Origin of the sequence: Actinoallomurus oryzae, from assembly GCF_039541955.1 — a bacterium.
Lineage (GTDB): Bacteria > Actinomycetota > Actinomycetes > Streptosporangiales > Streptosporangiaceae > Actinoallomurus > Actinoallomurus oryzae.
The window spans coordinates 1-12547 of sequence record NZ_BAABHF010000026.1; the positions used below are offsets into that span (position 1 = coordinate 1).

Below are 12547 nucleotides of genomic sequence, written 5' to 3' on the forward strand. Positions count from 1 at the left end.
TCGGCGGCCGCATCCGACTCGACAGCCCCCGCGGCACCGGGACGAACCTACGCGCGGAACTCCCGCTCACCACCACGAACGACGCCAGAGGGGAGCCGACGCCTCCCGGCCACGACCTGCCCACCGCGTTCCCCTCGGCGTGACACCGCAGGTGAGGTGCTCTGGTTCGAGATCATCGGCGGGGAGACGCAGGCGGCCTGGCCAAAGCCGTGCGAGGGATCTTCGCGCTGTCCGGGCGCGAGGCCGAAGAAACGGGTGGCGGTCCAGGTCGTCACCAGAGGGCCTTCGCCATCGCCACCAGCGCGGACACGATGATGATGACCAGGGCGAGCGTACGGAACCGCGCCGCTGATATGCGCGGAGCGATCCACAGCCCCACCCGGTTGCCGGCGAGTGCCGCCACCGCCCATACGGGGAGGGCGGTGGTCAGGATCGAGATGGCCAACGTATGCCGGAGAGCGAGGATGACCAGGGCGAGGCTGTTCGAGGCGGCGAAGTAGCCGGCGAGGTCGGCGATGAATGTCAGCGGCATCGCGCCGTCGCCGGCGAGTAGTAGTGCGGGCGGGAGTCCGTTCAGCGAGGTCGTGGTGCCGAGCAGGCCCCCGAGAAAGCCGGCGGTGAGCGGGGCTGCGGTGGCGGGCGGCGGCCGTCGTGTCCGTAGGTTCAGCGCAAGCGCGACGCCGGCGGCCAGAGAACAGGCTCCGGCGAGCAGTGTGATCAGGCGTACCGAGATGACCGACAGCGCTTGAACGCCGAGCAGCGCTCCAGGCACGCTGCCGGTCACCAGCAGCAGAATTCGGCGAGACGCCATATGAGCCCGCAACTGGAAGACGACGACGATTCGTGTGAGGAGAGCCGTCGAGAGGTTGGTCGTGACGACCTCACCGGGAGTCAGCCCGAGCAGCAACAGAGCGGGCGTGCCGACGAGCGATGTTCCGAAGCCGGTCGCGCCGCCGACGAGGGCGGCGAGTGCGATGACGAGACTGCCGGCGGCGAGCGTCAGGCACGCCATGTCGCCTCGCAGCCGCCGTGCCCCGCCCGGGCGGGGCACGGCGGCTGCGGCAGACCGGAGCGGCGGTCGGCGATCGGCACGCTCAGGCCCCTTCGGCGGCGGTGCGTGGAGTCGTGGTCACCTTCTTCCGGCGTTCGCCGGCGGTGGCCTCTTCCTCCACAGCGACCAGGTCGAGCGTCTCGCGTACCGATTCGGTGCCTTCGACCGCGGGTGTCACGAGGCTTACCGCCGCGAACGCGAGGAGGTTCGCGGCCAGGCCGATGAGTCCGGTGTTGATCCCCCACAGAGTGTCGTGGCCGGCGAGCTGGAGATATCCGGTCACCGCCCAGCCTGTGAGCAGGCCGGTCAGCACGCCCTGTTTGGTCGCCCGCCGCCAGAAGATGCCGCCGACGACGACGGCGGGGAACAGCTGCGCGATGAAGGCGTACGCGAGCAGCAGCACGTTGACGATGAGCGCGGGCGCCCACAGCGTGATGATCAGCGCGGTGAAGGTGAGAGGGAAGACGAGCGCTCGGGTGAGCCAGAATATGGTCCGGTCGGCCGTCTGCGGCCGCAGTTGTTGCACGACGTTCTTGGCGAGCAGGCTGGCCGAGGTCATCACGATCGGCCCGCCGGGGACGATCGCGGCCAGCATCGCGGCCACCACGATCAGCACGAGCGCCCAGCCGGGGAAGATCTCTTTCGCCATCGTCATCACGACGTTGTTGCCGGGGTGCCCGCTGCCGAGCGCCATGACGGCGGCGAACCCGACAATCAGGACGGCGACCTTCACGAGCTGATAGAACGGCATGAACACGGCTTGTCGCTTCAGCGACCGCGGGCTCTTGGCGGTGAAGGCGGCGCCGAACCACTGTGGCCACATCCACTGGCCGAGTCCGGTGAGCAGAACGGTGGACCACAGCCACGTCGGACCGAGGTCCTTCGCCACCTTGCCGAGCTCGAAATACTGAGGAGTCCGCGTGTTGAAGGCGTTGAACATCTTTCCGAAGCCGCCGAAGTAATGCACGGGCACCGCGATGAAAATAGCCGCGATGGCCAGGAACATCAGTAGGTCCTTGGCGACCGACTGCATCGCGTTACCCCGGATGCCGCCGATGAACACCGCGATCGCCAGCACGGCGAAGCCGATGAGATTGCCGACCACCGGGGAGACGTTGCCGCCGAGCACGTGAAAGATCGCGGCAAGGCCCTCGATGTTGAGGTCGATGTAGGCGATCATTATCAACGCGCTGGCGAACGCGGTGAAGATCCCCAGGCCTCTGCTGCGATAGCGGTGGGCGATGAAGTCGGCCTGGGTGACGTGGCCGTACCGTTTGCCGAGCGCCCAGATGCACGGCAGGACGAGGAAGGCGACCGCGTACGAGACGTCGTTCTGCGCGACGTTGTAGAAACCGGCGGCACCTTTCGTGTAGGAGTATCCGGCCAGCCCCTGGAAGGTGAACGCGGTGTAGATCTCGCTGCCCAGCAGGAACCACAGGAGTACCGACCCCATCCCGCGGTGGTGGACAAGCCACCCTTCGAGGTCGTTGTTGTGGTTGCGTCCGAGCATCGCGCCGACGATGAGGATGGCGAAGGTCAGCAGCAGGCTGAGGACGAGGATGACCGAGCTGCTCATCTGTTGGGACCCTTCTCTCGCCGCCGGGCGAGTTTCCGCATGGCGCGTTGGTCGTAGAAGTAGAGAGCGGCGATCAACCCCGGCACCACAAAGGGCAGCAGGACGAACCAGAACAGCATTGGCGGCATGCCTGCGATGGTGGAACCGGCGTCGTTGAAGAACCACACGGGCGCGCCGACATAGAGGATGAGGATGAGGGACACGAGGAACGCCCATGCCCAGACGATCAGCCTTGCCATGTAACCACCTTGTTTCGTGGACCGAGGTCTGACCACTGGCCCTGCACTGTAGGAAGTGATCCAGGACACGTCAAGGGTTGGATCTGCCCGTTGACCGACGACGGACCGCTGCCTAGCATGAGCAACGAGTGGTCAGACCTCAATCCACTCTCATGCCGATATGGCAGCTGGTTCGCCCGGCGAGACCAACTTGCCCACAGCACTTCACGCAGGTAACGGGCCACGCCCGGAAAGAGCACGGCACGCTGGTAACCGCGGCCGGGCGCGTACTGCCCTCAACTGATGCCCCCACGCCGCCACAACGGGAGGTTCAGTGACTTCCTCCACCACCGAACTCACCACCACCACCTCAGCCGCGACGCTGTATGAGGACCTTGCGGAGATCTCCAGCGCGCTCTACAAAAAAGCCCTCACCGATCTGCCGCCGGATGTCCGCGGCGCGGTCTCGGCCGCCCAGAACCGGGAGAGCGGACTGGCGCGGCGGCGACTCGACGTCATGGTCAACGCGATCGGCACCTCCGACCGGACGGGCATCATCGTCTGCCAGGACACCGGGATCTGCGTGTTCTTCGTCCGCATCGGAACCGAGTTCGCGGTAAACGGCGCACGCCTGATCGCCGCGCTACGCGACGGGATCGCGCGGGCCACCGTCCGCTACTCGCTACGGTCGAGCATCGTGCACCCGCTCACCCGGGAGAACGACCAGAGCAACACCGGCCGGGGCGTGCCGGTGGTGCACGTCGACTTTGTCGACGGCGCGGACAACCTTGACATCCTGCTCCTCCCCAAGGGGTCGGGATCGGAGAACATGTCCTTCCTCAAGATGCTCACGCCGGCCGATGGGCAGGCGGGCATCAAGAAGTTCGTGCTCGACAGCGTTGTCGCCGCCGGCCCGAAGCCCTGCCCGCCGACCGTTGTCGGGATCGGCCTCGGCGGAACCGCCGACGAGTGTGCGGCACTCGCCAAGCGCGCCACGCTGCGTCCGATCGGCGAGCCGCATCCCGAGCCGGAGATCGCCGAGCTGGAAGCCGGGCTGCTGGAAGCGATCAACCAACTCGGCGTCGGTCCGCAGGGGCTCGGCGGCGTGACGACATCGTTCGCCGTCCACGCGGAGTACGCCTACACGCACATCTCGATGAACCCGGTCGCGGTCAACATCCAGTGCTGGCGCGGCGAGCGAGCCCGGGCCACGATCCACGCGGACGGGAGGGTCGAATATGGCTACTGACACCGGCCCGAAGCGGCTTGGCACCCCGCTCGACTCCGAGACGGTCGCGTCTTTGCGTGTCGGCGACGAGCTGGTCATCGACGGGGTCATCTGGGGTGTCCGCGACGCCACACTGATCCGGTTCTTCGACGAGGGCCGGCGAGTCCCCGCGGACCTGCGCGGCGGCATCTTCCTGCACACCGCGCCGAGCGTACGGCGCCGGCCGGACTCCGGCTTCGATCCGGTGTCCGTCGGCACCACGACGTCCATGCGGATGGATCGCTTCACCCGCTCCTGCCTTGCCGAGCTCGGCATCGCCGCGATCGTCGGCAAGGGCGGCCTGAGCGATGAATCCTCGGCCGCGTTTCGTGAGCACAACGGCGTCTACCTCTCGATCGTCGGTGGTGCGGCGAGCGTTCAGACGGAGCAGATCGAGCAGATCGAGGACGTGTTCTGGCCCGACCTGATGCCCGAGTGTCTGTGGAAGTTCCGCGTGCGCGACTTCGGGCCGCTGTTCGTGACGATGGACTCGACGGGCGCGTCCTCCTACCGAATGGTCGGCGAGCAGGCCGAGGCCCGGCTCGCCGCCGCCTACCGGGCGCTCGGGATCGAGGTGAGTGATGAGTGAGCCGCTGCGGGTGCGGGTCGCCCGCAGCGACCCGGCGGCGCGTACGGACTTCGAGGTCGCCTGGACGCCCCCGATGACCGTCCTGGACGTGCTGCTCGCCATTCAGCGGGACCACGATCCGTCCCTGGGATTCCGCTTCTCCTGCCGGGTCGCGATGTGCGGCACCTGCACGTTGCGCGTGAACGGCTCCAGCGTCCTCGCCTGCCAGACGAAGGTGGAGCCCGGCCGGCTGCGGATCGATCCCATGGCCGGCTTCCCCATCGTCCGCGACCTGATCGTGGACGTCGGCGCGTTCTGGCGGGAGTGGGCGGCGGTCACTCCATACCTCGTACCGCGGGACGGTCTCGACGAACCGGCCGTGATCCCGCCGGACACGCCGGAGCGGCGGCGCATCGACCCCTCCCTCGACTGCATCACCTGCGGGGCCTGCTTCTCGAGCTGCGCGATCGCCGACGACCGGCGCGACTTCATCGGCCCCGCCGCGCTCAACCGGGCGATGGTCTTGATCGCCGACAGCCGGGACGCGGGGGGAGAGGAGCGGCTCGACGTCGTCACGCGGGCCCAAGGGGTCGATCGATGCCACTACGTCTACGGCTGCACTCATGCCTGCCCCAAGGGACTGGACCCCGCCGGGGCGATCCGGGCACTGCGGCGATGGAGGACCCATGGGCTTCCCGACTGAGCCGGACGTCATCGACACCGACGTCGCCGTCATCGGCAGCGGAGGAGCCGGCCTGATGTGCGTACTGCACGTGCACGCGGCCGACCCGCGGCTGTCCGTGGCGCTCGTGAGCAAGGGCGCGGTCGGCCGGTCCGGCTGCACGCGCATGGTGCAGGGCGGTTACAACGCGGTCCTCGATCCGTCGGATTCGATCGACGCGCATTTCCGAGACACCCTCGACGGTGGTAAGTACCTCAACGATCAGGAACTCGCCTGGACTCTTGTCAACGACGCCCCCCGTGTGATCAACGAGCTTGAGACGCGGGTCGGCTGCTTCTTCGATCGGGGGCCGGACGGGCGGATCAACCAGAAGGCGTTCGCGGGCCAGAGCTTCGACCGCACGGTTCACCGCGGTGATCTGACCGGCATCGAGATCATGGGCCGATTGCGGGATCAGATGTTCCGCGTCGGCCCACGCGAGTTGGAGGACGTCCGCGCTCTCGACCTCGTCCGGGACAAGGACGGAGAGCTCGCCGGGCTCACCGCGCTGGACTGGCGCACCGGCCGCGCCATGCTGATACGGGCGCGCGTCATCGTGGTGGCCACCGGTGGCGCTGCGACGATGTGGAAGATCGCCGCACCCGCGCGGGAGAAGACGGGCGACGGGGTGGCCATGTGCTACCGCGCCGGCCTGCCGCTGCGCGACATGGAGATGCTGCAGTTCCACCCCACCGGCCTGCTCGCCGGGGCCTCACGGCTGACCGGCGCCGTACTGGAAGAGGGACTACGTGGCGCGGGCGCCCGGCTGCTCAACGCCGACGGCGAACGCTACATGTCCCGGTACGACGCCAGGCGCATGGAGCGCAGCACCCGAGACGTCGTCGCGCGGGCGAGCTACACCGAGATCATGAGCGGGCGCGGCACTCGTTTGGGGGGCGTCCACATTGATATCTCCCACCTTGGGGCGGAAGAGGTCGAGCGCAGGTTCCCCGGCATGGTCGCGCGTACCCGCCAAGTGGGGCAGGACCTCGCCACCGGGCCGGTCGAGGTGTCGCCCACCGCTCATTTCCACATGGGCGGTGTGATCATCGATCGCGACTGCCGTACGGAGATGGCGGGCCTGCTGGTCGCGGGCGAGGACGCCGGCGGCACGCACGGCGCCAATCGGCTCGGCGGGAACGGCGTGGCCGAATCGACCGTCTACGGGGCACGCGCCGGCGATCAGGTGGCCCGCGAGGCGGCCGGTCGCCCGCTGCGAGACCCTGATCCCGAGGAGGTGGCCGCGTCGATCCACCAGGCGTACGCGCCGCTGCACCGCGAATCGGGGCCGTTGCCGTTTCCGCTGACCACCGAGTTGAAGGAGCTGATGTGGGCGCGCTGCGGCGTGGTCCGCGACCGTGACGGTCTCCTCGCCGCGCGCACCGCGCTGGACCGGCTGTCCGAGCAGGTGGCGGCCGTGTGCGCGCCGGGGCCCGCGGCCGCGAACTACACGTGGCAGGAGGCGCTGGACCTGGTGAACCAGATCACCGTGGCTCAGCTGGTCGTCGAGTCGGCGCTCACCCGCGAGGAGTCGCGCGGCGCTCACTACCGCTCCGACTTCCCCGAACGTCGCGATGATGCCTGGCTCCGCTATGTGATCGTCCGCCGCGCCTCGGACGGCCGCCCGGACCTGTCCACCCGGCCGGTCGAGACGACCCGGCTGGTCCCCGAGCCAGAGGAGACCGCACCGTGACCTGTGCACAGGGAGTGTTCCTGGCCGGCCTCGCGCTCATCCTGCTCGCCGTCGGAGCGTTCGGCGCGGTGATGCTGCGGGCGGCCGCACGCAGCGATGGTGGCGCCTACCCGACCCGCTCGCTCTTCTGGCGGCTGGTGCGCTCGCCGGCCGAGCGCACCGAGTACCACCGCTGGGCCTTCTACCTGCACCGGCTCACCGGCGTCCTGGTGTTCGGCTTCCTCGCGCTGCACCTCTCCGACGTCGCCCTGTACAGCTTCGGCCCGTCCGCCTACGCGAACGTCCACCGCCTGTACGGGACGGCGGTGCTGCGCGTCTTCGAATGCGGGCTGCTCTTCGCGATCCTCTTCCACACGTTGAACGGTCTGCGGCTGATCCTCGTCGACCTGGCCGATCTCGGAGTCCTCGGCGCACGCCGGCTGCTGGAGGCGGTCGCGTTGCTCACCGCCGTGCTGGGAATCGCCGGCAGCACCATCATCCTGGGTCCGGTGATCTCATGAACGTGCTTTCTCGCTCTGGTCGCGGACCGGACACCGCCCACCGCGCCGTTTCCGGCCGGCTCGTGGCGTACCTGCTCATTCGGGTCACCGGCGTGCTGCTGGCGGTGCTCGTACTCGGCCATTTCACGGTGACCCACATAACGACCGACGTGGCGCGGACCGGACCGGCCTTCGTCGGGCGCCGCTGGCACTCGGCGCTCTGGGTCACGTGGGACTGGTTGATGCTGGCCGCGGTGCTGGCGCATGCCGGGTGTGGCCTGTGGGTGGTGGTGGAGGACTATGTCACCGGTCCGATCGCACGGCGCCGCGCGCACGCGCTGCTGGTCACCGTGACCTGCGTACTGATGATCGTCGGTAGCGTCGTGGTCGCCGACGTGGTGCTCGGCTGAGTCCGATCCGACGACGGCCACACCGTGCGCGGCGCGTCCGCGTATCCTTGGAGGCGACTGGTCAGAGATCCGACCACTAGCCACTGATAAGGAGATGCCCTGATGTGGCGCAAGCTCGGGCGTGGCAGCGTAGCGCGCCAGGTGGAGGCGCAGATCGTCGAGGCGATCGACAACGGCGAACTCTCTCCTGGCGACCGGTTGCCACCGGAGCGGGAATTCGCGGAGATGCTCGGGGTGAGCCGCCCGACCATCCGTGAGGCCGTCGGTTCCCTGAAGGCGCGTGGGCGGGTGCGGGTGGTCCATGGGCGAGGCGTCTACATCGCCGACCCGGAGACGACCCGGGAGTTGCGGCTCGCGCTGGACAACGAGGCGATCACCATGGACGAGTTGTTCGCCATGCGTGAGGTGCTGGAGGTTCCCGCCGCGGGCTGGGCGGCGGCCGAGCAGGACACCGCCCGGCTCGACCGGGTACGTGCGGCGCTCGACGAACTCAACGCCGCGGCGGCGCGGGAGCCTCTGGACTACGCGGAGTTGCAGCGGCTCGACTCGGCCTTCCACATGGCGATCGTGGACGCGGCGGGCAACCGGTTTCTGCGTCAGAGCCTGGGGGTGTTGCAGGAGATCCTCTCCCGGGGAATGCAGACCACGCTGACGGTTCCAGGGCGCCTGGAGAAATCGCGGCAGGACCACGAGCGAATCCTGGCGGCCTTGCTCGCGGGCGATGCGGCCGCGGCCCGGTCCGCCGCCCGGCGCCATGCGCGAGCGGCGTACCGGACCGCGGTTCAGCGCCTGCGCGCCGAGGCCGCGGACGGATCGGCCGCAGGGCCTCACGCCATGGTGTGATCGTCTCGATCGTCCGGGTACCGGTTCGCCCGGGTCAGGCCCGGGAGGCGGCCACGCCGAGTTCTCCCGCCCACTCCATGAGCCGGCTCATGGTCTCGTCCGCGATCGTCAGATCGAGGTCGTCATCGAGGTCTCCGGGGGCCACCCGGGCGGCCCCCGGAACGCGCCCCCCGTGCCGGCCGATAAGGTCTCGCAGTCCGTCGAATCGCCGGGACGCCGTATCGGCTCCGAGCACGCTCGGGTCGATCGCCAGCACCGTGTGCGAGATTCCCTGCGGGCGTGCGTCGTCATCAGGATCGAACATGTCGGGCACGTCCACCGCGAGATTGGGTCCCGTCAGTCCTCCCGTGAGCGCCTCGACGAGAAGTGCGAGCACGTATCCCTTGGCTCCGCCGAGCGGAGCCAGCATGCCCCGCAAGCCGGCGGCCGCGTCGGTCGTCGGGGTGCCGTCGGTATCCAGCGCCCAGCCTTCGGGTAGTTCCTGACCCCGCGCGGCGTAAGCGGCGACCTTCCCGCGCGCCACGGTGGTGGTGGCCATGTCCACGATCATCGGTGCCCGTCCGGTGGGTATCCCCGCCGCGATCGGGCTGGTGGACAGCAACGGAATCGCTCCGCCCCAGGGCGGCATGACCGCCGGTCCATTGCTGAACACGATTCCCAGCTGGCCGGCCTCCACCATGGGGTACACGTACGCACCCAGCGCGCCGCAGTGTGAGGAGTCGGCGATCGTGGCAACGGCGACCCCGGTCGTCCGGCATCGGTCCCGTGCGGTCTCGGCGGCCTGCCACACCTGCCAGTGCCCCAACCCGGACTCCCCGTCATACACGATGGCGGCCGGGGCGTCTGCGCGGGGGGTCAGCTCGGCGTCGGCCCGACAGCCCCCGGCCGACAGCCGGGCGAGATAGTAGGGGAGGCGCAGCAGGCCGTGCGACGGATTACCCCATGCCTCTGACAGCAACAGGATCCGTGCGGTGCGATTCGCCCGGTCGGCCGGCACTCCGGCGGCGGTCAGCAGGTCCGCGGCGAGCCCGGTCAACTCACCGATCTTCATGGGACACCTCCGTACGATGCGGTGCGGTGGCATGCCGGCCGACAGCCGCCGAGGCGCGGTCCCCCCTGAGCACCGCGGCGACGTCGGCGGCGAGCACCGCGGCGATCCGCTGTTGGCTCTCCCCGGTGATCCCGGCGACGTGCGGCGTGAAGAGCACTTGGTCCAGTCCGTCCAGAGGGCCGGGACCAGGCGGTTCTTCGGCGCGCACGTCGAGCCCGGCGCCGGCCGGCCTGCCGTCACGCAGCGCTTCGGCGAGTGCGGATTCGTCGACGACCTCTCCACGACCCACGTTGATCAGGATTGCTCCTGGTGGGATGCGGGCGAGCAGGTCGGCGTCGATCAGGCCACGGGTCTCGTCCGTCGCAGGCAGGTGAACGCTGAGCACGTCGGAACGCGCGATGAGGTCATCCAGGGAGACCATCTCGATCCGCAACGTGCGGATCAGTTCGTCATCGCGCGCGACGAAGGGATCATGCGCGATCATCGTCACTCCGAAACCGGCCAGCAGCCGGGCGACCGCCCGTCCCGTCGCGCCGGCGCCGAGCAGTCCCCAGGTCCGGCCGGACAACTCACGACCGGGGGTGCGCCGCCACTGGCCGCGGCGCACCGCCCGATCGTGCGTCCGCAGGTCGCGCAGCAGAGCGAGCGCGAGCAGCACCGTGTGTTCGGCGACGCTGACCGCGTTCGCGCCCAACGCCGCGCTCACCACGACACCGGCCTCGTCGGCGGCCCGCAGATCGATGTTGTCCAGCCCCACTCCGGCGCGGCCGACGATCCGCAGCCGCGGCGCGGCCGCGAGCAACTCCGCGTCCACCCGCGTGCGGTTACGTACGACCAGGGCGGAGGCCCGGGAGAGAGCATCGAGGTCCGACCGCGGATCGGCCAGGCGCCGGACGTCATGGCGAGCGGCGAGTTCCTCGAACGCCTCCCCCCACACGCCTTCGGTCACGAGTACCGGCTCCGCGGTCGGCTTGTCAGGCATGTCGATCTCCCCGGGCGTCGATCGCCCTCCTCAGGCGCTGGGGTAGAGCTTCGTGAACGTGTACTCCCGGTGGCCGAGTGCTTCGGCGCAGGTCATCCGGCCGTTGATGGTCCGGTCGATCGACTCCATCAGTCGGTCACCCGCCTGGGAGAGGGAGTACTCCATGCGCAGCAGCCCGCTGACGTCGACGTCGATGTGCTCGCCCATGGTCTCAGCCGTGTGCGGATTCGCCGTGATCTTGATGACCGGCTCGATCGGGTTGCCGATGACGTTGCCCTGCCCGGTGGGGAACAGGTGCACGGCGGCGCCGGCGGCGGCCATCAGGGTGATGCACTCCGCCGCGGCCGAGGACGTATTCATGAAGTTGAGCCCCTGCCGGGTCGGCGCCTCCGCCTCGCGCAGTACGCCGACCACCGGCACGCTGCCGGTCTTGGCGATGTTGCCCATCGCCTTCTCCTCAATGGTGGACAGCCCGCCGGCGATGTTGCCCTGGGTGGGCTGAGAACCGAGCAGGTTGGCGCCGGTCGCCTCGATCGTGGCGAGGTAGTCGTCATAGGTCTTCTGGAACTTGGTCCGTACCTCATCGTCGACACAGCGCTCGGCGATCAGGTGTTCGCCGCCGGTGAGCTCGCTGGTCTCGCCGAACAGAACGGTGCCGCCGGCCTCGACCCACCGGTCGACCGCCTCCGACGTCGTCGGGCAGGACCCGAGGCCGCTGGTCGTGTCGGACTCGCCGCATTTGATCGACATCATGATCTCGCCGCGTTCGACCGGCTCACGGGCCAGTTCGCCGGCGTCCTGCACGTAGCGCTGGGCGATGCGCGCGGCAGCCTCGATCGTGCGCAGGTCACCACGACCCTCGATGGCGAGGCCGGTGACCGGCTTGCCGGTGGTGGCTATCCCGTCGACCACGCGCTGCGTCCAGTTCGGCTCGATGCCGATCACGACGACGGCGGCGACGTTCGGGTTACGCCCGGTTCCGATCAGCGTTCGGAACGTAAGTTCCAGGTCCTCGCCGAACTGCAGGCGCCCGTACGCGTGGGGGAGCGCCAGAGTTCCCGGCACGATGTGGGCGACGGCTTCCACCGCCGCGTTGGAAAGGTCGTCCACCGGCAGGATCGCCACATGGTTGCGGATGCCGACCGTCCCATCCGGCCTGCGGTATCCGGTCAGGCGACGCTGTTCTGCCACCGTGCGCTCCTCACATTCTCAACGTGCACGTACTCGCCGATCGCTATGTCCTTCGTCGCGACCGCCACTCGGACGCCGTACTTGATGACATCGGCGCCCTTCGTCAGTTCCGTCACCGCGAACTTGTGCCCGAGAGGCACCGGGCGGAGGATCTCGAACTCGCACCGCCGGCCGGATTTCAGCACCGCGCCTTCGACGCGCCCCGGCTCCAGAGCCGTTACCGCCACCGCGACCGAATCACCCTCGTCATGGATCAGAAACTGCGGCGGGGCACCCGCCGGGACTTCGCCCTCCATGCACTTACCTCCGAGTTTCGACGTCTGTGGTCTGACCTCTGATCTCAGACGCTAGCTGCTGAGGACGGATCACGTAAAGAGGGGACGCGGCATCAATTCCGGTGTGCCGGCCACGTGCCGCGCGGCCCGGCTGATCTCCTGCCGTACGGGACGATGGCGCTGGTCTGGGACTATCGCGCCACGAGGCGTCGATCCGGAGGC

The 12547-nt window shown here is 69.0% G+C and carries 14 protein-coding genes; 7 read left to right on the forward strand and 7 right to left on the reverse strand.

Annotated features, from left to right (window positions below):
* Nucleotides 1-271: 271 nt before the first annotated feature.
* From ABEA10_RS25520 to ABEA10_RS25530, 3 genes are all read right to left on the reverse strand, one after another.
* On the reverse strand, nt 272-1012 hold the full coding sequence (locus tag ABEA10_RS25520) for a TSUP family transporter (protein WP_345468249.1): 741 nt from the start codon (nt 1010-1012) through the stop codon (nt 272-274).
* Nucleotides 1013-1094: 82 nt separating this feature from the next.
* Nucleotides 1095-2627, reverse strand: a complete 1533-nt coding sequence (locus ABEA10_RS25525; protein ID WP_345468251.1) for a sodium:solute symporter family protein — start codon at nt 2625-2627, stop codon at nt 1095-1097.
* Entirely contained in the window at nt 2624-2866 is a 243-nt protein-coding gene (locus tag ABEA10_RS25530; protein ID WP_345468254.1) for a hypothetical protein, read from the reverse strand. The genes ABEA10_RS25525 and ABEA10_RS25530 overlap by 4 nt, the downstream gene beginning before the upstream one ends.
* A gap of 313 nt (nt 2867-3179) precedes the next feature.
* On the opposite strand from ABEA10_RS25530, the gene ABEA10_RS25535 reads away from it, so the two are divergent.
* The 7 genes from ABEA10_RS25535 (at nt 3180) to ABEA10_RS25565 (ending at nt 8826) form a co-directional block, all read left to right on the forward strand.
* The gene (locus tag ABEA10_RS25535; protein WP_345468257.1) at nt 3180-4094 is read left to right on the forward strand and encodes a fumarate hydratase; all 915 of its coding nucleotides are present in this window, start codon (nt 3180-3182) and stop codon (nt 4092-4094) included.
* The gene (locus ABEA10_RS25540) at nt 4084-4701 is read left to right on the forward strand and encodes a FumA C-terminus/TtdB family hydratase beta subunit (RefSeq protein ID WP_345468259.1); all 618 of its coding nucleotides are present in this window, start codon (nt 4084-4086) and stop codon (nt 4699-4701) included. Before ABEA10_RS25535 ends, ABEA10_RS25540 begins: the two co-directional genes overlap by 11 nt.
* Nucleotides 4694-5383: a succinate dehydrogenase/fumarate reductase iron-sulfur subunit gene (locus ABEA10_RS25545; RefSeq protein ID WP_329236035.1), complete on the forward strand. Its 690-nt coding sequence runs from the start codon at nt 4694-4696 to the stop codon at nt 5381-5383. The genes ABEA10_RS25540 and ABEA10_RS25545 overlap by 8 nt, the downstream gene beginning before the upstream one ends.
* Nucleotides 5367-7094, forward strand: a complete 1728-nt coding sequence (locus tag ABEA10_RS25550; RefSeq protein WP_345468264.1) for an FAD-binding protein — start codon at nt 5367-5369, stop codon at nt 7092-7094. Before ABEA10_RS25545 ends, ABEA10_RS25550 begins: the two co-directional genes overlap by 17 nt.
* Nucleotides 7091-7594 (forward strand): succinate dehydrogenase, cytochrome b556 subunit, encoded by a 504-nt coding sequence (gene sdhC / locus ABEA10_RS25555; RefSeq protein WP_345468266.1) that lies wholly within the window; start codon nt 7091-7093, stop codon nt 7592-7594. Before ABEA10_RS25550 ends, sdhC begins: the two co-directional genes overlap by 4 nt.
* The gene (locus ABEA10_RS25560; protein ID WP_345468268.1) at nt 7591-7983 is read left to right on the forward strand and encodes a succinate dehydrogenase/fumarate reductase transmembrane subunit; all 393 of its coding nucleotides are present in this window, start codon (nt 7591-7593) and stop codon (nt 7981-7983) included. The genes sdhC and ABEA10_RS25560 overlap by 4 nt, the downstream gene beginning before the upstream one ends.
* Nucleotides 7984-8085: 102 nt before the next feature.
* Nucleotides 8086-8826, forward strand: a complete 741-nt coding sequence (locus ABEA10_RS25565; RefSeq protein WP_329236028.1) for a FadR/GntR family transcriptional regulator — start codon at nt 8086-8088, stop codon at nt 8824-8826.
* Nucleotides 8827-8860: 34 nt separating this feature from the next.
* Here the strand turns inward: ABEA10_RS25565 and ABEA10_RS25570 are convergent, their stop codons facing one another.
* Genes ABEA10_RS25570 through ABEA10_RS25585 form a run of 4 tightly spaced genes read right to left on the reverse strand, consistent with a single transcriptional unit; the run spans nt 8861 to nt 12346 of the window.
* Nucleotides 8861-9877 carry an Ldh family oxidoreductase gene (locus ABEA10_RS25570; protein WP_345468271.1) on the reverse strand — a complete coding sequence of 339 codons (1017 nt, stop codon included), beginning with the start codon at nt 9875-9877 and terminating at the stop codon, nt 8861-8863.
* The gene (locus ABEA10_RS25575) at nt 9864-10859 is read right to left on the reverse strand and encodes an NAD(P)-dependent oxidoreductase (protein ID WP_345468274.1); all 996 of its coding nucleotides are present in this window, start codon (nt 10857-10859) and stop codon (nt 9864-9866) included. Before ABEA10_RS25575 ends, ABEA10_RS25570 begins: the two co-directional genes overlap by 14 nt.
* Before the next feature lie 30 nt (nt 10860-10889).
* Nucleotides 10890-12050 (reverse strand): UxaA family hydrolase, encoded by a 1161-nt coding sequence (locus ABEA10_RS25580; protein ID WP_345468276.1) that lies wholly within the window; start codon nt 12048-12050, stop codon nt 10890-10892.
* Nucleotides 12029-12346, reverse strand: coding sequence for a UxaA family hydrolase (locus tag ABEA10_RS25585; protein WP_329236021.1), 318 nt, complete (start codon nt 12344-12346; stop codon nt 12029-12031). The genes ABEA10_RS25580 and ABEA10_RS25585 overlap by 22 nt, the downstream gene beginning before the upstream one ends.
* Nucleotides 12347-12547 lie beyond the last annotated feature (201 nt).

Bases quoted from the DNA above. Each gene is read 5' to 3' on its own strand.
- ABEA10_RS25520 (WP_345468249.1), bottom strand. From the start codon at position 1,012: ATGGCGTGCCTGACGCTCGCCGCCGGCAGTCTCGTCATCGCACTCGCC.
- ABEA10_RS25525 (WP_345468251.1), bottom strand. From the start codon at position 2,627: ATGAGCAGCTCGGTCATCCTCGTCCTCAGCCTGCTGCTGACCTTCGCC.
- ABEA10_RS25530 (WP_345468254.1), bottom strand. From the start codon at position 2,866: ATGGCAAGGCTGATCGTCTGGGCATGGGCGTTCCTCGTGTCCCTCATC.
- ABEA10_RS25540 (WP_345468259.1), top strand. From the start codon at position 4,084: ATGGCTACTGACACCGGCCCGAAGCGGCTTGGCACCCCGCTCGACTCC.
- ABEA10_RS25545 (WP_329236035.1), top strand. From the start codon at position 4,694: ATGAGTGAGCCGCTGCGGGTGCGGGTCGCCCGCAGCGACCCGGCGGCG.
- ABEA10_RS25550 (WP_345468264.1), top strand. From the start codon at position 5,367: ATGGGCTTCCCGACTGAGCCGGACGTCATCGACACCGACGTCGCCGTC.
- ABEA10_RS25560 (WP_345468268.1), top strand. From the start codon at position 7,591: ATGAACGTGCTTTCTCGCTCTGGTCGCGGACCGGACACCGCCCACCGC.
- ABEA10_RS25565 (WP_329236028.1), top strand. From the start codon at position 8,086: ATGTGGCGCAAGCTCGGGCGTGGCAGCGTAGCGCGCCAGGTGGAGGCG.
- ABEA10_RS25570 (WP_345468271.1), bottom strand. From the start codon at position 9,877: ATGAAGATCGGTGAGTTGACCGGGCTCGCCGCGGACCTGCTGACCGCC.
- ABEA10_RS25575 (WP_345468274.1), bottom strand. From the start codon at position 10,859: ATGCCTGACAAGCCGACCGCGGAGCCGGTACTCGTGACCGAAGGCGTG.
- ABEA10_RS25585 (WP_329236021.1), bottom strand. From the start codon at position 12,346: ATGGAGGGCGAAGTCCCGGCGGGTGCCCCGCCGCAGTTTCTGATCCAT.